This window comes from candidate division KSB1 bacterium, from assembly GCA_034506395.1.
Taxonomy (GTDB): domain Bacteria; phylum Zhuqueibacterota; class Zhuqueibacteria; order Thermofontimicrobiales; family Thermofontimicrobiaceae; genus Thermofontimicrobium.
Genome location: JAPDPQ010000033.1, coordinates 25645 through 45074, shown reverse-complemented (window position 1 = coordinate 45074; position 19430 = coordinate 25645). Strand labels below are relative to the sequence as shown.

General features: G+C 45.7%; 12 protein-coding genes. 2 read left to right on the top strand and 10 right to left on the bottom strand.

Annotation, left to right across the window (positions count from 1 at the left end; genetic code table 11):
* The first annotated feature begins 310 nt into the window (after positions 1-310).
* Positions 311-1588 carry a fibronectin type III domain-containing protein gene (locus ONB37_16830; GenBank protein ID MDZ7401823.1) on the top strand — a complete coding sequence of 426 codons (1278 nt, stop codon included), beginning with the start codon at positions 311-313 and terminating at the stop codon, positions 1586-1588.
* Positions 1589-1657: 69 nt separating this feature from the next.
* Here ONB37_16830 and ONB37_16825 read toward each other — a convergent pair whose 3' ends face one another.
* From ONB37_16825 to ONB37_16815, 3 genes are read right to left on the bottom strand one after another with little or no spacing between them, the layout of a single operon-like run.
* Positions 1658-3232 (bottom strand): ATP-binding protein, encoded by a 1575-nt coding sequence (locus ONB37_16825; GenBank protein MDZ7401822.1) that lies wholly within the window; start codon positions 3230-3232, stop codon positions 1658-1660.
* A 38-nt stretch (positions 3233-3270) separates the two neighbouring features.
* Positions 3271-4188 (bottom strand): DUF58 domain-containing protein, encoded by a 918-nt coding sequence (locus ONB37_16820; protein MDZ7401821.1) that lies wholly within the window; start codon positions 4186-4188, stop codon positions 3271-3273.
* Positions 4188-5192, bottom strand: coding sequence for a MoxR family ATPase (locus ONB37_16815; GenBank protein MDZ7401820.1), 1005 nt, complete (start codon positions 5190-5192; stop codon positions 4188-4190). Before ONB37_16815 ends, ONB37_16820 begins: the two co-directional genes overlap by 1 nt.
* Positions 5193-5804: 612 nt before the next feature.
* On the opposite strand from ONB37_16815, the gene rlmN reads away from it, so the two are divergent.
* Entirely contained in the window at positions 5805-6845 is a 1041-nt protein-coding gene (rlmN, locus tag ONB37_16810; protein ID MDZ7401819.1) for a 23S rRNA (adenine(2503)-C(2))-methyltransferase RlmN, read from the top strand.
* Between the two features lie 103 nt (positions 6846-6948).
* Here the strand turns inward: rlmN and ONB37_16805 are convergent, their stop codons facing one another.
* The 7 genes from ONB37_16805 to ONB37_16775 form a co-directional block, all read right to left on the bottom strand.
* Positions 6949-8112, bottom strand: a complete 1164-nt coding sequence (locus ONB37_16805) for a polysaccharide deacetylase family protein (GenBank protein MDZ7401818.1) — start codon at positions 8110-8112, stop codon at positions 6949-6951.
* 596 nt (positions 8113-8708) lie between these two features.
* A complete protein-coding gene (locus ONB37_16800; protein MDZ7401817.1) occupies positions 8709-9356 on the bottom strand; it encodes a hypothetical protein in 648 nt (215 codons plus the stop codon).
* Positions 9357-9514: 158 nt separating this feature from the next.
* Entirely contained in the window at positions 9515-12454 is a 2940-nt protein-coding gene (locus tag ONB37_16795; GenBank protein ID MDZ7401816.1) for a M1 family metallopeptidase, read from the bottom strand.
* A gap of 299 nt (positions 12455-12753) precedes the next feature.
* Positions 12754-13614 carry a cell wall-active antibiotics response protein gene (locus ONB37_16790; protein MDZ7401815.1) on the bottom strand — a complete coding sequence of 287 codons (861 nt, stop codon included), beginning with the start codon at positions 13612-13614 and terminating at the stop codon, positions 12754-12756.
* A gap of 17 nt (positions 13615-13631) precedes the next feature.
* Entirely contained in the window at positions 13632-14702 is a 1071-nt protein-coding gene (locus ONB37_16785) for an NAD-dependent epimerase/dehydratase family protein (protein MDZ7401814.1), read from the bottom strand.
* A 454-nt stretch (positions 14703-15156) separates the two neighbouring features.
* Complete coding sequence (locus ONB37_16780; protein MDZ7401813.1) at positions 15157-17394, bottom strand: DUF5686 family protein; 2238 nt, start codon at positions 17392-17394, stop codon at positions 15157-15159.
* Positions 17395-17749: 355 nt separating this feature from the next.
* Positions 17750-19276: a VanZ family protein gene (locus tag ONB37_16775; protein MDZ7401812.1), complete on the bottom strand. Its 1527-nt coding sequence runs from the start codon at positions 19274-19276 to the stop codon at positions 17750-17752.
* Positions 19277-19430: the final 154 nt, after the last annotated feature.

The window sequence follows — 19430 nt, the reverse complement described above, 5'->3', positions numbered from 1 at the left end:
TTGCCTGAGTAATTTCCAAATTTTAAAAAATTATCCCCTCTTTTTGATCATCATCATTTACCTCTAAATTTAAGCGTTGGAAGATTTCGCTGATATGTTAAACCTTGGTTTGAGCTATTAACATTTTAGACCTGCAAATCACAAATAATTTGAATAAATGAGGCTTGGATAAAGGGCATTGAATTTGCAAGCTAATGGGAGCGGAAACTTCGTTCGAGGTTGAAAAGCGATGTCCATAGTGATCTGAAATTGCCTCGGATGATTTGGAAGCATGAAAAAGTTGATCTGAGAATAGCAGCGAGGTGCCCAAATGAGAGCTCATTCGGTATTATCCATATTCCTTTTGATGTTAGTAGCCGTGCACTGCCAAAACTACGTCCCAAATCAACCGGATGATGGAAGTCTCGGAGTTCCGAAACCTGTTTATCCAACAAATAATTCAAGCGATGTTCCCATCAATTTGACATTTCTCTGGAGCAACGCCGATTTAATGAATAGGGATCAATTACATTATAGTGTTTATTTGGGAGTGTCAACGACAAAAATGGAATTGATCGCTTCGGGATTGATTGATACTAGCTTTCAATATCAATCTTTAGCCTACAACACACAATACTACTGGTATATCGTCGCACGCAATCAAAAGGGAGATAGCAGTCGCAGTGAAATCTGGAATTTTCGAACCAGGTTTAACAATAACCATTCTCCCAGTGTACCGAGCCAACCGCAGCCAGGGAATGGAGCTACTGGAGTTGCTCTCGATGGCTGTTTCTTGAGGTGGCGTGGTGGAGACCCAGATAGCTTCAGTATAGTGAGTTACGATATCTATCTGGGAAAATCGCAAGAGGCCAATCAGGTATTAATTACAAATTATCCAGATACTTCTTTTTTATTGGGCGGTTTGGAGTTCAGCACAAAATATTATTGGAAAATCATTGCAAAGGATCATTATGGCGCCATTGCCAACGGCCCAACATGGAATTTTACGACTGAATCGGCGACGCAGCTTTTTGGTGATAATTTTGACAACTATCCTGCTGGAGGGAATCCAGATCTTCAAAAATGGACGATCAATAAATCTGGGGCGTTGCTGTTTATTAGTGATTCGGTTGCTTATAATTCAGGCGGCAAGAGCGTCTGTTTCATCGACACAACAGAGTTAGGTAGCTGTTTTCTTGCCAGCCGATTACCCGCTCGAGCAGTTGGAATTTTGGAATTTTGTTGGATGATTAGCTCGGAGCATGATGTAATAGGTCTGAGAATGTATTCCCAGCAAGCACGAAATGAGCGATTGGGTCCACAATTGTCGATTCGGAATGGTCTGCTTCAGTATTATGATGCAAATTATAATTGGCAGCCGATTTGCGAAATAAAAAACAATACCTGGTATCACATCCGTTTGGCATTTGATTGTTATAAAAAGAACTATAACATTTTCGTGAATCAGCGTTTGGAAAAGGAGTTTGGAAACTGGACGGGAACGGAAGTGCCTGATTTAGATTTGATCTATTTCATGACATTCAATAATCGGGTTTGCAGTCGGGGCTTTTTAGATCAGGTTCAATACTTTGGAGGGGCCAGAAAATAAAATGCGGACACATAGAACCCAAGCCTATCATTGGATTTTTTTCAATGAAAAACGATCGAAAATCGACCACTAAGGCAAATAAACGGATACCTCGGTTCCTTGGCCTTGGATGCTGGTGATTTCAATATGACCATGATGGTCTTCGATAATTCTCTTGACAATCGACAGTCCTAAGCCCATGCCGCGCGGCTTAGTGGTGAAATAGGGTTCAAAGATGCGGTTTTGCATCTCGGGTGGGATTCCCGTTCCATGGTCTTTGATTACGATTTTAACGCTATAGCCACCAGCAGCGATGTGATGGGTTTCGATGATGATCTCACTGCCGACCTTGCTGGCTTCGATACTGTTCTTGATCAAATTGTGGAGCGCGCGGCGAATTTGCTGGCGATCTAAAAGAATTTTCGGACAAGTTTCATCGAGCGATAGCTTGATCCGCATCCCATTTGGTTCTCCTTCAATTAATTTGACCAAATTACCGATGATGTCGTTGATGTCATCGAGTTGGGGGTGAGCTGGAGGCATCTGAGCGAATTCGCTAAAAGCTTCAGCCAAACGATGTAAGGAAGCGAGTTCCTCATCGATCGTTGCCAGAGCCCGATCTTTTGGCGATGGGGCTTCGCTATCGATCGGTCCCGCAAGTCGGCGCAACGATAATTGAATCGGTGTCAGCATATTTTTGATTTCATGGGATACGCGTCGGGCAATCCCTTGCCAGGCAGCCAGCCGTTCGGCCTCTACTAATTTCGTTTGACTGTTCTTTAAATCAACCGTCATCTGATTAAAGGCGTCGATCAAGAACTTGATTTCATCGTTCGCACGAGCGTGGACCTGATGCGTGAGATCTCCAGCCGCAATACGCTGCATCCCATCTACCAAGGCGCGGATCGGCTGGCTAATTCCCTGAGACAGCCGTTTCGCCGTGAACACGGCTAATAACGTCAAAATCATGATGTATATCGTCGCCAATCCCCAGATGATTTGTCCTTCAACGAGCGTCTCCTTAAATAATGACAACGAATCGTGTAACCGCAGCGATTCTGTGATATTTTCTTTGGCCGCCACCACCATCGAGTCCACCGGAAACGCAATCACGCGAATCATTCCTGAATCGGCCAATTGATAGACTTCGCATATCGTTTGGTTTGACGAAAAATAGAGGTTGCTGCTGATTTCGCCGCTCGCTATTGAGAAGATTTGTTCGCTTTTCTGATTGAGAGGGCTCTGCTGATAATGATGAATGGCTGGCCCGACCAGATTGAAGAGCTGGGGGGGGTGCCCAATCCATTGAACCTGGGCGTAATAAAGCATCCCATATTTCTCGAGCAAATTCTCAGTTATAAAGCTGTCATCAGAATGAGCGATGAGAAAGGATTTGCCTCGTTGTTCAAGCTGATATTTGATGATGTCCAATGCTTGTGCCAGCGAATGCTCTGTACCTGGGAGCGGAAACAGTTGAACTCCTCGGGTCAAAAAATCGCTAATGAAAAAAGTGAGGGGAATGGCTGGAACAAGCACCAACAGGAAGAAGACCAGCGTCAGTTTCACTTGAAAGCGAAATCCGCGCGCTGAGCGTCGATAAAGTCGCCGTAGATAAATAGCGACGATCACGCCGATGATAATAATCCAGATGACGAAGATTTTCATAAATTATCTGTTCACGTCACGATCGGGGCAAAAAAGATCTAACCACCGATCCGCTTTCGTTTGATGAGATACTCCATTAATGCCAAGTCAAATGGCTGAGATGTGATTAATGGGACGTAATCAATTTGAGATAACCGGCATTGTCGTTTGTAGTTTTCGATGAACTGTTTCACTTTTTTCTGATAATCCGGCCGAATATGCCATGGCTGGGTATCAATTTCTTCGCCCGACTCCATATCTTTGAAGCGGCTGGTGCGATTAAAATTGAAATTAATTTCCATCGGATCCAGAATGTGGAACACGATGACTTCATGCTTCTTGTGCCGAAAATGTTTGAGGCCGGAAATCACCGACTCTGGCTCGTCATAAAGATCGGACAAGACAATAATCAAACCGCGGCGATGGATCCGTTCAGCCATTTCGTGAAAGGTGCTGGCTACGTCGGTCGTTTCGCTGCAACGAATGTTGGCCAGTTCCTTTAGAATTTGGAGCAGGTAACTTTTGATCGATCGCGGCGGGAGGTATTTGGAAATCTTCTGATCGAACTTTATTAGGCCGACCGCATCGCGCTGCTCGATCATCAGATAGGCCAGGGCCGCGGCTAAAGAGGCAGCGTAATCGAGCTTGGAAATTTGTTGGGAGGAATATCCCATAGACCCAGATGTGTCGAGAAGCAGGTAGCATTTGAGGTTAGTCTCCTCCTCAAACTGCTTGATGTAAAATCGATTGGTTTTGCCATAGACCTTCCAATCGATATGGCGAATTTCATCTCCTGGCATATACTGACGATATTCGGAGAATTCGACGCTGAAGCCATGATAGGGACTCCGATGCAAACCGGTAATAAAACCCTCCACTACCAATCGGGCACGCAGCTGCATATTTTTGATGCGCGCCACCACTTCGGGATCGAGATATTTTCTATAATCGTTTTTAATTTGAGAGACGATGGGCATTAGACGGTTACATCCTCTAATAGTTTCTCAATGATTTCGACGGTGCTGACATTGTCGGCTTCAGCATTGAAATTTGTGACTAGGCGATGGCGTAAGACCGGTTTGGCCATGGCACGAACGTCAGCAATATCTGGTGTCGGCCTGCCATCGAGAATGGAGCGGGTTTTTGCTCCAAGGATAAGGTATTGCGACGCGCGAGGCCCTGCGCCCCAACTGATCCAATCTTTAATATAACGCGGAGCGCCATTATTGTTCGGTCGTGTATAGCTCACCAGCTTCACTGCGTAGTTCACCACATGATCTGAAACTGGTACGCGCCGAACCAAATCCTGCAGCTTCAGAATCTCTTCGCGATCTAATATGACCCTCAGTTCTGGCTGATAAGCGCTGGTGGTCGATTTGACAATCTCGGCCTCTTCATCAGGCGAGGGATAATCGACCCACAAGTTGAACATGAAGCGATCGAGCTGGGCTTCAGGCAGGGGATAAGTGCCTTCTTGTTCAATTGGATTTTGGGTCGCCAGCACGAAAAATGGCTCGTCCAGCTTATAAGTTTCCCCAGCCGCTGAGACCTCATGTTCTTGCATGGCCTGCAGTAGCGCGGCCTGGGTTTTCGGTGGCGTACGATTGATTTCATCAGCTAAAACAATATTGGCGAACACTGGACCTCGGACAAATTTGAACGCTTTACGGCCAGTGGTCAGGTCGTCTTCGATCAATTCGGTTCCAGTGATGTCCGATGGCATTAAGTCTGGCGTGAATTGGATGCGACTAAATTTCAGATTGAGCACCCGAGCCAGTGTACTAATCAACAACGTTTTGGCCAAGCCAGGAACGCCGATCAGTAGGCAATGCCCTCGCGATAAAAGTCCGATCAAAAGCTGATCGATAATACTCTGCTGACCGATGATGACTTTGCCGATCTCCGCCGCGATCCTATCGTGCGCTTGTTTCAGTTCCTGAACGATTTCAAGATCACTTTTCTTTTCGTTTTGATCAATCATGTAACCTCCAATCCCAGCGCTTCCAATTCTTCTAATTTAGTTAGTACGCATGATCTCGCATAAAAACCGCCACCGATAATTTGCCTCATTGCTGAGCATTCCAGTCATCCAAGCTGCGCTCATCTCAATTGGCAATTGATGATGAGCAGGTGTTCGATGGATAAGTGAGCCATTGGAATTTGCGAAATTTTGCCATAAATATTTTTGCTTACCATCAATTGCCGAGTGACAGCTCAAGTATGAGTCGTTTGATCCAAATAATTTTTAGGTGAACATATTCAATCATCCCAAGCGAAATGTGAATGTTCAATTGGATCAATTCTCTGAAATGAAGCTAATGCTTATATGACAAATCGATGCGATTGTTTCATGAAGCCTTTGATAAAAAATTTTCTTCTCAGGAATGAATTCTCTTGAAAGGCTACTTTCGTTTTTGTAAATTTAAGAGTCAGAAAGATATGATGACTTTATGGATGTCATCTCTGGTAGCGAGGGTATCGCTTAACGTGTTGTTGATCAGAATTGAAGAGACGCATGCCTCCGCAGGCGTGACAGCGATATTTTCACAAATTGGTCAATTTTAAAGCAATCCAATTTTAGCATTCACAGCGCATGGATAAGATCAATATTGTCGGGTTGACCCTTGAGGATATGGAGCAGTTGATGCTCTCCATCGGTCAGCCGAGTTATCGCGGACAGCAATTGTTCAATTGGGTCTACCAAAAGGGAATTGACAGTTTCGATGAGATGACCAATTTCGCCAAGCCGCTGCGTGAACAATTGGCTGCGCTTGTCGAAATCGGGCACGTTTCAATTGCAGATCGGATCAGTTCTGTGGACGGTCAGACCACAAAATTTTTGTTTCGATTGAAAGACGGTTTGCATATTGAAAGCGTATGGATGGTTGAAGGGAAGCGTCGTACGATTTGCCTTTCTTCTCAGGTGGGATGCGGCCTCGCCTGTCGATTTTGCGCCACCGGGCGAATGGGGTTGAAACGGAACCTGACCGCTGGGGAAATCGTCGACCAATTGCTGGCCATTCATCGGATCACCCAGCAGACGGCCACGAATGTGGTGATCATGGGAATGGGAGAGCCTTTTCTCAATTATGATGAAGTGATTCGAGCATGCGAGATCATCTCTCATGATAAAGGGATTGCCATCGGCAAACGAAAGATCACGATTTCTACGGCGGGAATTGTGCCAGCAATCAGAAGGTTTGCTGACGAAGGGCAGCGATTTAAATTGGCAATCTCGTTGAACGCGGCGGATGATGCATTGCGCAGTCAGCTCATGCCGATCAACAAAAAATATCCGCTCGCCGAATTAATTAGTGCTGCCAAATACTACGCTGCAAAGTCGCGCTATCGAATTACTTTTGAATACATCCTATTGGCAGGGCAAAATGACCAGCCGAAGCACGCTCAAGCATTGGCCAAATTGTTGGGGAAATTGCGATGCAAAATCAACATCATACCATATAATCCCACCGATGGTCAATTCCATTCTCCCGGTGAGGAAACGATCGAGCGCTTTATTCAGCCGTTCCTGAAAATGAATGTCGTGGTTTCCGTGCGCCGGAGCAAGGGGGTGGATATCGGCGCTGCATGCGGCCAGCTTTATGCCCACCATTCGTCTCTAAAGCACAAATAAAATTCCCCGCTCAACTGAATTGATTCGCTGGGAAAACTCTCAGTTCGTTCGGAGAGGCAGACAAGCTGGATGGCTCAACAATCACTGCTGTTCATTGTGCCAGCTATTCAAGAAGCTCTGAGATGGTGACAAATCGATAGCCCAGGTCGCGCAATTGGTGAATAATCTCGGGGAGCTTTAAGTGGGGGTAATCCCCCTTTCGCTGGGTTCCGAGATGCATGAGGATGATTGCGCCATTGGCACCGTTGTTGTTGTTCTTAGCAAAAGTAATGATCTTTTCCGCGATCTCTTCAGCGCTATGGTAGTTCGAAGCATTCCGATCCGCCACCCAATCCAATGTATCCATCCCGTCCTCCCAACTGCGACCGATGGTCCAGCCAATGTGTCGAAAGCCGACCGCAGCAGCCCAAGTTCGGATCTCGGAATTATGCTCCCCGTATGGGGCACGCCAATAGGGGGCCATCGGGATGCCGGTAATTTGTCGAAACAACTCAGCGGTCTTGAGCAGCTCCTGTTGTACGAGCTCAGCAGTGATCCCTGGCAGAGTTTGATGAAGTTGATTCTGTTCGTAACTGGTCAAATGCGGGTGTGTCCAGGTATGGTTACCAATTTCATGCTGCTCTGCCACCATTCGCTTCACAGTTTCGCTATAACGCCGAATGTAGCGTCCTGTTAAAAACATGGTGCATCTAATCTGCTCCTGCTTCAAAATATCGAGAATTTCACCTGAGATATTATCCAAATAATCGCCATCAAAAGTCAATGCGATCTTTTTTTCATTGAAACTACCCCGAGGAAAATCCCGCGCCAATAGGCTCGGAAGTGGTGAACCATAGTGAAAACTGATTTCTTCGATTAATTTGGAGGTCCCGTCTTCGCTGATCGAGCGCACTACAAAATGGTTATCGCCAGGTCGCGCTTCGATACCGCGAAAAACAAACCGACCCTGTTCTACCAACGTGGTTTGGATCAATTTTCCATTTAATGATAATGTGACCACATGGTTATCGTCAGCCTGGCCTTCGATATCGAAACGATTGCGCACGATCATCGCATTTGAAGGTGGCGCAACGATTTTCAATCGGTCGATCTCATCGGCGATCGCTTCTGTATCGCGATGATTCGATGTCATATTACCAGCCGCAATATTAAATTGGCCGAGTTTTCGATCCAATCGATGGACTTGCTTTATGCTGATTATCGAGAGGATAAGGCTCAGAAGCAGCACAATATTGACGAGTCCGAAGTAAGCCAATTTTCCTGGCATCCGAGCGATCCAATTTCTCATCAGCAGAACTATTGGCCAGATCTTTTCAAGAAACATTAAATCTGGCCGATTAGAACTGAGCTGACCAATGAGATACGAGCGATAGCAACTTTGGCTACAAAAAATATGGTTGGACTTTTGGATTTGACATTCAGCGCAGATCGGTTGCTTACAGAAATAGCACCGTCGTTTGGCGGCTCGATCCGGATGGTTTTTACAGACAACATCCATGATGATTAATTTTCATTCTCCCTTACAGAACTATTCACTGAAATCTAATCAAATTGTATTGTATTCAAACCGAGCAAACAAAATTGTCTGTTCGAAGTCCATTAAAAATTCAAAACGCCAATCAAGAGTTTTGGCACCGAAAGAAGATAAATTGCGTACTTTGGTTTTCGAATGGCCCAAAATTGAATCTTATTTTTTATAATGCGATGGGACTATCCAATTGGTGGCAAAATTCGGTGTCAGTCCATGGCGATTGCCTCAATTTATTCCTGACAAGTTTTGTGCCAGCGAAACTCGAGTTATCTTTTTAATGCCATAGAGCCTTATCGTTATTTTGCTGAAGCGGGAAAACTGTGCATTTGCGATCAACGGCTGGCTTGCTCTTCGTTCTCTAACCCAATCAGATCCGCATAAGCATAAGCGATGGCTGCGAAAGTCACTGGCAACGCGACCAAAAATCCAACACCTAATATCAGAACGCCGATGAATAAGATGACATAAAGAAGCAACATGAAAATCGAAAATTCAAGCAGGTTGCGCGATACCAGCTTTCGGCTGGTCTCCATCGCCTGCCAGAAATCCATTCGCTTTTCGATAATGAGAGGGATGGCGAAGAGATAAAGCGCGGAAATAATGATGCCAGGGATGATCAAAAATATGAACCCTAATCCCACGAAGATGGAGATCAATATATCCGCTAATGCCGCTGGGACCCACACCTCGAAGCCTTTGATGATATCGCCGAGATAGAAATTGCGGCCACGGATCCGACTGAAGATAATATAAAAAAAACCAGCCGTCAACGGACCAGCCACAATTAGCCCAATAATCCACGTCGAAAATGCGATGGTTAAAAGCGCCACGTAAACAAAACTGAGCAGCAGAAAATTGCCGAAATCTTTCATGATTAAATCCCAGCCGTTGGAGATCCACTTGCTCATGTTGATTTCACCGGGCTGAAACTGGGATGTCTGGTTTTGTTGCATGGTCAAATCTGTTGTCTGTTCTCGCATTTGAGAGTCTCCTCTATTTTATCAAGATTTTTTTCCACATTTATGAGCTCATAAGACAATGCTGGGCTCGAAAGGCAGAAGCGTTGGTTTTTTAGCCAAGGCGCCCATTTCGAGGAGCTGCTTGAAATCAAATTTGGGTGTCTGGAGCGCCCTATTGATTATAAACGAAGTCCGAATCCTGATGTCTGCAAACCAAAAAGCCATCGATACTGAAATTTCTTCTCATTTGGAAGCGGGTGGCTGACCCAAAACGGAATATAAAACTTCAGGATTCCTAGGGACAGTTGCAAGCAGACATCCTGTTTCAGTGATGAAAAAGAGATCTCATTGCGGCCCTCCCAAACGTTTCCCACATCATAAATCAAAGAAACTGGAAGATAGGGGAGCTTGATATGGAAGTTGGCAGTTCCAATCACCTTGCCGGTTAGGTGCTGGCGATAATAGCCGAGCATTGCGCCATCGCCCTCGATGAAATAATAATTCTGCGGGCTATATCGTCCCCGGCGATCGACCGCAAACGCAAATGGACCTTGGGGCACCAGCCCGCCAGAGAGGAAGAACCGATGATGCTGGCCAGGATCACCTTGAATATGCCCACCGAACAAGCGAAGTCGTGTGAAAAGCCACCGCGTCCATTTGAAGTTTTGATTCCATTCGAGCGAGACTCTGGTGAACGCGGCGTCACTGCGGAGCGCTGTGCTCGTGAGGATGGCACCAAGGTTCATTTGGAATGGGAATCGATAATGACCCGTCGAAAACGATAAATTGCCCGTTGCCCCCGATGTAACTCCCTCTGTCCAATCCTGTGCATTGACATAATCGAGATTGTAGACATCTTGATAGAAATAATCGATCCCGAATCGTAATTCTGGCCGACGAGTCACATATTGGCTCCAGCGCCAATTCAGCCCCATCGAGACGTATTTTTGGCCTTCAAAATCAGAGCCGTTTATCTCGAAACGGGTGAATTTTCCGAGCCAGGGAATTGGGTGCTTAAAACCCAGGGAATAGCTGAGCTTTTCGCTCCTCAGTCCGTAATCGAGATTAAAATGCCACTGCCACCTTCCGCGAAAGCCGCTGAAGTCGCGAAACTGCCCTCCGCTTAAAAAGATGCCTGGTCTGATGCCATCCACGTCGTCTTCATACCAGATCGTCGGTCCATAAAAAATTTGATATTCATGAAAAGATGGGAAAGAGAGGATCGGCTGCCAGGAGATCTGAGGCGGCTTACAATTGTTCCAATTGTCCACTTCGAGCACATGATCCTCTGGGTCGATCCATACCTTTTTTGGCCACTCCGAAACAGGAATGAGAAAGGTCGTATCTCGGCCAGTACCTTGCCAGCGCTGATAAATTTTAGATCCGTTCGGCTGCATTATCATCAAGGTCGCTGGCATGGGGATTTCTCCTTTTTGCTCAACGGAAACCGAAAGTTGCTTGACGCCATTGTCAGAGGATCGTTTCTGAATTTTTTTGATGGCCAGATCGCATTGATCCGTGCTCTTTAGCCAGCTCTGGAAAAACCAATCTAATTTTCGTCCGCTAATTTGCTCGGCTAATTGAACGAAATCCTCGGTGGTAGGATGTTTGAATTGAAATTGCTCAAAATAGGTCTGCATCAACTCATCAAATTTGTCATAACCGATCAATTCTCTGAGCATATCCATCATCCATGCAGATTTCACATACACCAGATTGTAGCTCTCTTTGAATTGGTATGCTGGCGTAAGGATCGGTTGCTCGCTGGAATTGGCTGCGAACAGATAGTACAACAATGTCTGGACATACCGGTCGCTCAATTGAGGCATAAAGCTCAGGTAGGACGGCCAGTTGGTCATATTGCCCTCGCGACCATATTTTTCCTCGAGGTATCGGTTTTCCGCAAAAGAATTCATGCCTTCATCCAGCCAGGCCTCAGCCATTTCATTATTGCCTAACACGCCATAGAACCAATTATGGCCGACTTCGTGCATGATGACCATCTCAAGCAAGCGAACCCAATTGGGCGAGCCGAAATTAATGATCGTTAAATTGGGATATTCCATCCCAGCGCCAGCAGAAACATCTCCATCTACCACCGAGACCTGGTCGTAAGGGTATTCCCCATAATGTCGGCCGTAATGCTCTAAGGTATCATAGACGTAGCCGACAGCAGCCTTGCCCTGATGTTCATGGTCCGGGAGCACAAAAACATTAATCATCACATTCTTATATCCGCCACGTTTCAAAATAAAGCGCTGATCTGCCACCCAAGCGAAGTCGTGGACTTTTTCAGCATGAAATCGGAGCGTTTTCTGATTGGTCGCCACTTTAGTTTGTGCAATGGGTTTTAAAATCTTTTTGATAGCTTTTCGATGATTCTGAGCCCTGAGGCTATCCAAACGCTCTCCGATCTGGGCCAGCGAATCCAACCGGGCAATCTCATTCGCTGGGCTCACCAGCTTCCCGGTCGTAGCGACCGTCATATTCGAAGGCACCGTGATCGTCACATCAAAGGTGCCGAACTCTCCATAGAACTCCCCAATAAGATGATACCCATCTGGATGCCAGCCATACTTATCATAAACGACGATTTTTGGATACCATTGGACGAATTCATAATGCTGTTTAATATGGCCGAATCGTGAGAAGATATGGGGGATCTTGATAAAGAATGTTATGTCAAATTGGATCGACTCCCCTGGTTTCAGCGGGGCGGGCAAATTCACTTTCATCTCTGTTTCATCAAGCGGTTTATATTCCCACTTCAGAGATTGATTCCCAATGCGGATCGTATCGATTCTGATATAGCCGCGCTCCTGTTCCGGTGCTAATGCAAATCGAGAAATGCCAGCCTGGATGGATTCGCGAGCATAGACGCTTCGATTATCTTTATAGGCATTGGGGTAAAGATGAAACCAGACAAAATGGAGCGTGTCAGGGGAATTGTTTTTATATTTGATCTTTGCATGTCCTGTTGCTGTGTGATCCTCAGAATTCAACGCAACTGAAATCTGATAATGGACATCCTGCTGCCAGTAGCCAGCCAGCGACATCATGGGGAATATAATGGTTCCGATTGAAATAAATAAGATCCAGACTATGGAGCTAAACCGCATGACGTCCTCCAATAGACAATTGTTCGAATAACTGGTTCTTATTGCAAAGTTATCAAATCAAGATAAATCCTCATACCTGCTCATGGAGGCATCTCATTTTTTGGTTGACATAGGCATTAGTCAACAAATAGATTCCAGCATTCGCAGAAATGACATCGTTTCTTTTGATTACCATTTTTGCAATAGAAACTAACCAGACCAATTTTCACCAACAAGAGCCTTGCGCTTTGTTATGGCTTCGAAGCGGCAAGATTAACAGTCAGAATGCCTGAGCTCAGCTTGACTCTCATAAATGCAGCTTAACGATAAACGACCCGCAGTTCACCAATGCCAGCAGAGATCGAGCAGTCGAGCCTTTGAGCGCTAGACCCATATCCTGGGCTATAATAAAAACGCCCTTTCTTCTCGAAATCAAAATCGATTTGTTTTTGGGTGAGAAACCCAAAAGTCGCGCTATCGAAACGAACGCCTAACTCGCGTGGAAGATAGATCGTAGTCGCTCCAATATCTAAATCGATGTCCGCTCGGGCACTGGTGCAACCCTGCCCTGAAAAATCGATATTTAATTCGCCGATCCCCCCATTGATCCGCGCTTGATGAAATCGGGCATTCCCCAATCGACGCAACCTGGTTTCTCCTATTTTCACATCAATTTCAAGCAGCTCCATTTCAATCTGATTTGGAGTCGCAAAATCGACCTTAACCTCGCCAGCAGAATTTTTCAATCTGAAATCCTTCAGCCTCAGATCCCCTAATTCAAATTTGACCTCTCCGGCCATAATCTTGCTGTCGAGCATTATTACCACGTCCGTCGGCAGCGCCATCGATAATTTGGGCGCTCGGTCATCTTCAATGGATTTCAGCCAATCCTCCCGGTCAATTGCAATGAAGAACTCATTAATCCCCTTATTATGATTGATCTCGATCTGATCGTAGCGATCATCATATTCAATCCAGACATGAATCTCTCCCAGCTTTTCATTGGCTGAAATCTTAACTTGACCAGCGTCTACGGCTACTGATACGATCAACGTTTTCTGAGGATCAATTGGGTAGTGTTTATCAATGGTTTGAAATTTTGCGGCGAAACAGGTTTCTCCAGTGGTCATTGCCCACCCGAGAATACCCAATAGAGTGATATAGTATAGTTTCGATTTCATGGCTCTTTTTCTCATATTTAAATCAACATACCACGCTTCAATAGTTCCGTGTGAACTCTCTCATACATGGCGGGCATTTCTTTCTCCCACGCAGAAATCAAAGCGTCCTCCAGATCGTAGCTGATAAACTCGAACTCTCCCGAAGGATTGAATGGAGTGACTTTTTTATTATAACTCTCTGGCCAGTTCTCGTAACTTTTGCGAAGACCATCCCGAATACTGATTTCTGGTTGATAGCCCAATTCCGTTTTGGTTTTGGATAAATCGACAACAAAAGAATGCTTATTGCAAAAAGGGAAAAAATACTTGGTCGGGACTAATTGTCGAAAAACGTTGTAGGGAATATTGATGATTTTGACCCTTTCACCAAGGATCTCTGCCACCAATTTGATAAAATCATTGAGGCTGATGATCTCATCTCCCGCCACGTTGTAACATTCTCCTGTGGCGTTTTCTTTCACGATGGCGAGCAGAAATGCTTGAATCAGATCATCGATGTAAACGGGTTGGAATAAATTCTCTCCGGAACCGGGGATCAAGATTTTCTGTCGACCGCTTTTAATTCGATCGATGTAATACCACTCGCGGATTTCCCCTGGTCCATTGATTTCAGTGGGCCGTATGCTGACAAAAGGGAATCCGGTTTTATCAAATTGATCGACCAAATATTCCTCGATCAGCGACTTATTATAGGCATAGCTATTGTTCGCGATGGTGTCGAATAAGCGACGATTGGGGATTGGCAACATCAACCTTTCATCATATTCTTTGGTGTGAGCCACCGCCATGCTGCTAGTGAAGATATATTTTCCGATTTTATCGCGAAACACATCCACCACCAATTCAACATCTTCAGGAAAATAGGCACACGTGTCGATCACCACATCGAATTGACGGTTTTTGAATAGAGATCGAAACCGCTCTTCATCGTGCCGGTCGCCGATCAGCCATTCCACGTCCTCATAATGGGGAAACTGATTGCGCCGGGTGCCTCGGTTGAACAATGTCACTTTTTGATTGCCGCCAAGCAACGCGGCGGTCAAATGCAAACCGAGAAATCTCGTTCCACCAATAATCAATACATCCATCTGAGTTCAACTTTTCATTTTGATTGATGTGAAAACTGCTTCCATCGCTTTTAGCAATGGAAGCAATACGCATTTTTGTCCGTTGGGATGAATTATTTAAATTAATTAACTAAAAATTTTGGTGGATGTCAAGCAATTTTTTGGGATTCTTCTAATCGCCATATCTTACTACGACAAGGACAAAGGAAGGTTGCTGGGGATTTTGGTCTTATGAATGAAACCATCGAAAAGAGGGCGATCGACCATCTTCTGATTTGATCCAATTGAGCCCATAGGGAAATGTTGGCCTAACCATTATCGCGCAACTCTGCTTTTTTTACGATGTGATGTTCGTGATCGCCCTCATCCACAATTCTCTCATCCTTGATTCATCCCAATTTGATCCATTGTCGGGGCTGCGGGTGAATGGGATGCGCTTTTGCCGAACCAAGCTATGCATTAGTTCGAAAATTCATCAAAAAGGCCGATTGATGCGGAACGTCACCACCAGCGGTTCGCCTTTTCGATCCATTCGTTTGGCAAAATCGAGCCGGACGTTTCCTTCTCGGTTGCCCAAACCGAAACCGATGGCCGTATAGAGGTCTTCCCAATCGAGATGATCGAAGCCTTGTTGGGCTTTGAGTGAATCATCAACCGACCAAACCAGTCCAGCATCGGCGAATAAAATGAGGCTGAAATCGCTCCAGCCCAATATTTGATTTAAAGGGCTCCTTCGGCCGTGGATGCGATATTCGATGTTGCCAAGCAGCATCCGGTTGGTTGTAGTGGCGCTATCGTTAGCAAACTCTTTGAAACGATAGCCGCGAAGCGTGGAGAGCCCACCCAGATCGAACTGCAACTGACTGGGCAATTTGCCACGGGAAGAACCAGCCCGCACGCGAAAGTCGAGGTTCTCGCCATGGGTGATCGGTTGGTAGCGGCGAAGATCAACGATAAATCGGTCGAAATCCACATCCAAATTCTTGAACCGCTTACCAGCAAATTCGCCAGTTACATCGATCAACCAGCCCTGGTCCGGGTACTTGTAATCGTTCCGCGTATCTAAGGTGATCGTTGCAGCGGCACTCTGAAAGTCGATCTCATCAATCAGTGGATTTTCGCGAAATTTTTTATCACCACCGAAAATCGACCATTGGGTTTTGCGCTTGAGGTTATAATGATGATCCCAGCGATATGCGGCTGTCAATACCAGATATTCAGAAATGTCGTGCGAGATATAAGCGGAATAGCCGGAACGGCGAAAATAATCGTGGAAATCTTCTCTGAGAAATAGGGCGGCCAAGGAATTTTCAAAGGTGGGGATCATCCATTCATCCTCAGAATGAACCACATCGTGCGCCTCTGCGCCAACAACTGGGCCGTATTTTCCGAAGACATTGCGCTCCACTCCAATTTGATAGCAAGCGCGCTTTCGCGAGAATCCATAACCAGCATGACCATACAGGTCAAACCAGGCTTTGTTCCGATCGCGCCAATCATCGCGCTCCAATTTGAGTCCTAAAAATAGCCCTTCGACCCGATTGTAGCGAAACATGAATGGCTCGGATTCGAACGGCGAATCGGTGTAATAGCGATTGCGCTCAGCATGCGGTCGTTCCCATTCATCACCCCGCTTGGGGCCAACGGAGACACCGCCGATTCCGACGGATACGTGCTGGTCACCATCATCGACTTTCACTCCAGTGATGGTGGTTTGTACCATATCGCCATTCACTTTGGCCAGCCGAGAGCGGTAAATTTTGCCACCCACGCTTACTACATCTCCCGTCACTTGAGCAGTGCTATCTAATTCCACATTCCCAAATAATGCTACCACACTACCGTCAACCTCACCTTTCACCCGAACCGTGCCCCGAAGGGTTACGACATCACCGCGAATGAATTCATCTGGCTCAATCACCACATCTCCCCAAAAGCGAACAATTCCTGAATCTTTTTGCTTGTGATGCTTGAGATATTTTCGTTCGATCTTCTCCTGAATAATTTTGTCTTCTTCTTGCTGTTTGGTATACGCTTGCTCAGGTCCCAGACTCAGTGCTCGGCCTGTAATTAAAGCTGAATTATCCAACACCAATTGACCACCGTAACAAATCACATTGCCATCGATGGCCGCTTGCGCCAAAACAATGGTCTTTCCCCAAAAATTAACCACATCACCATCGATTTTGCCTTGAATAGTCATTCCAGTTCGCAGCACCAACACATCGCCATAAATCGTTGCATCCGAAGCTAACATCGTATCGCTTTTCAGAATCGTCAGCGGAAGGCCTCCTGAATCTGAAGGAGCAGATTCAATGACTTTAAATTGCTCATCACCGATCTGAATAATCCAGCCGGTGATTTCCATCGGTTCATTTCGGACCACTTCACCGCGATGGACAAACACATGTCCATAAACATGGGAGTTTTGTTCCAGATAGACATCGGCATTGATGGCGATAATATGGCCACGGAGCTCTCCAGCGACTGTCAGCGACCCGTTTCTCACCAGAACGTCGCCGATCAGGCTTTCATCGGCATTGATGGTGACACTACTGTTTTCATAATTGAACATCTTTCGCTTTACCGGGGCAGCATCCTCTTCGGCCGCGGCGCCAGCGCTGCTGGTGTAGATCAAAATGCCGAATAAAATCAAAAAGGAGATCAAAATGATCACTAGAAATAAAACTTGTTTCATTTGAACTGATGCCATCTCATTACCTCCGAGCCTAATTCTATCGAATGATCTATTGCTCTGTTCATTGGGTTTAATTAACGAGCAGCACGATGACCAATTAATCTTTCAGAGAAAAGAAAGGTCACGCAACAATACGATTGTAACTGACCAATCATTTGGCAACATCCATACCAATGGAATCATTAAATATTCGATGACAGCAATCAATGGATTTCCAAGAGGTTGCAATACTTATCATTGAACGAATTTCAGCATCCTTGTGGTAAGTTGACACGACTGAAAGCAGTTTAGCTGTGTAATTTTTACACTGAGATAGAATTCAGGCGGGATATTCCCAAGCTGCGGGAAACCGTCTATTGACACCTCCGATCTATTCAACCAAAACCAACTGATAAATGAAGCCGACGACGAGGAGCAATCCTGAAATGAACCCGCAATAGATGAATAGGTGATAATCGAAACTGTGGCGAAAGCAGAGGATCTGAATCACGGAGTGAATCAGCAGAATGATCAGCGGGGCTGAACTGGAAACAATGCACTTCCAGCGTCGGGAGATCGCTAATCCTCGTGCGAGCCAACCGAGCGGAAACAACAGCATGAAACAGAAAGCTGCCTTACCGAATCGGTCGCGGCTCAACCCTGCAAGTAATGGCAAATAGGGGCTGGTATCGTAGATCTTTCGCGCACTTGTCTGGCCGTTAACGTAAATTTTCATCTCACCGCGATGAAACGTGGCAACAACCAATTGTCGCCGGTTGGGCTCAAGCATTGGAGGGGTCATCAATTCAACTTTGGAACCATTCCGTCCAGTCAACGGGGTTCTAACTCGGAATACCAACCCTGGCCCAGATTGTCCCAAAGTAAAATTGCGCTGGTTGGTGTTTTTTGACAAAGTGACGATCCTGGCTGGTCCAAATTGTTGCAACGAAGCCGTGGATAACCAAACGGCGATGGAGAATTGATTGGTTCGTTTCAATCTTTGCACCAGCGGGGTAGCAGCATGAGTCGTTCCGAGCAACGAGTTCTCGTTCAGTATGACCCCGCCATCTGGGGCTAATTGGACTTTTGTCTTTTTTTGTGGGGTAATGACGAGATGATCGTGCAGTGTCCCCTGAGACGGGAATGGAAATGAATCGAATCGGTATTCAGCGATCAAGCCATGGATTACTGACATTGGAGTTGATTTGTAATGTCCTAAAGTGGCAAGCCGTACGATCTCATGATCATAAAGCCGACGATCGAAAATGGCAAGCTGATAGAGCGTTCCGTGCCATTGTCGATTTTGCGTTGGCTCATTGCCCAGCATCAAGCGAAGTTCGCTGTCCCAGTTCTGCAGTCCGTTGAGAAAACTCGGCAACATTAGGATGATCAGGGCCAGCGCACCATAGAACAGAATAATCCGAGTGTAGAACTGGCGCCCTCGTTCATACAGGATCTTCACGACGGTTTGACAATCGAAGGCCCCAATCGGATAAGCTAACCATGCGCCAATCGCAGCGCCGACGCAATTGGTCAGCAGATCGACTCCTGAAAAACTGCGGGGCAAAAATAATTGTGACAGCTCGATGCTCAAACTAACCAGCAATCCGATTCCCATTGCTTGGAGTATAGACTTGCGCTTGCCGAATCCAAAAGCGCGCCAGACCAAGCCGAGGATCAAGCCCATTGGCATCAGCATCATGAGGTTCAAAATTATATCGAACCAATTCGATCCACCAATCAGCGCGTATTGGTAGCCCCGTTTGAATTGAATGAATTGCTCAAAGTAAAATGCAGAAAATCGGAACGGCGTCAGTGTCAACAAATACACAAACACTAAATAGATGGCCCCAGTCGTCAGTAATGGTTGATAATAGGGTGCCTTACGATAGAGCGATTTAAGAGAAAATCTAACCAAATCAGATCATCCTTTATGGATGGAATTTATCGGCTAAATATCAGCGGAGCTTTATGAAATTTTCATGATAATCAATTAGCAAAGTTAAAGATTTAAGAACACGGATATGTCCTATGACTGTGTGATAATACCGCCAATTCGTCGGCAATGCGTG

Bases quoted from the DNA above. Each gene is read 5' to 3' on its own strand.
- ONB37_16830 (MDZ7401823.1), top strand. From the start codon at position 311: ATGAGAGCTCATTCGGTATTATCCATATTCCTTTTGATGTTAGTAGCC.
- ONB37_16825 (MDZ7401822.1), bottom strand. From the start codon at position 3,232: ATGAAAATCTTCGTCATCTGGATTATTATCATCGGCGTGATCGTCGCT.
- ONB37_16820 (MDZ7401821.1), bottom strand. From the start codon at position 4,188: ATGCCCATCGTCTCTCAAATTAAAAACGATTATAGAAAATATCTCGAT.
- ONB37_16815 (MDZ7401820.1), bottom strand. From the start codon at position 5,192: ATGATTGATCAAAACGAAAAGAAAAGTGATCTTGAAATCGTTCAGGAA.
- rlmN (MDZ7401819.1), top strand. From the start codon at position 5,805: ATGGATAAGATCAATATTGTCGGGTTGACCCTTGAGGATATGGAGCAG.
- ONB37_16805 (MDZ7401818.1), bottom strand. From the start codon at position 8,112: ATGCCAGGAAAATTGGCTTACTTCGGACTCGTCAATATTGTGCTGCTT.
- ONB37_16800 (MDZ7401817.1), bottom strand. From the start codon at position 9,356: ATGCGAGAACAGACAACAGATTTGACCATGCAACAAAACCAGACATCC.
- ONB37_16795 (MDZ7401816.1), bottom strand. From the start codon at position 12,454: ATGCGGTTTAGCTCCATAGTCTGGATCTTATTTATTTCAATCGGAACC.
- ONB37_16790 (MDZ7401815.1), bottom strand. From the start codon at position 13,614: ATGAAATCGAAACTATACTATATCACTCTATTGGGTATTCTCGGGTGG.
- ONB37_16785 (MDZ7401814.1), bottom strand. From the start codon at position 14,702: ATGGATGTATTGATTATTGGTGGAACGAGATTTCTCGGTTTGCATTTG.
- ONB37_16780 (MDZ7401813.1), bottom strand. From the start codon at position 17,394: ATGGCATCAGTTCAAATGAAACAAGTTTTATTTCTAGTGATCATTTTG.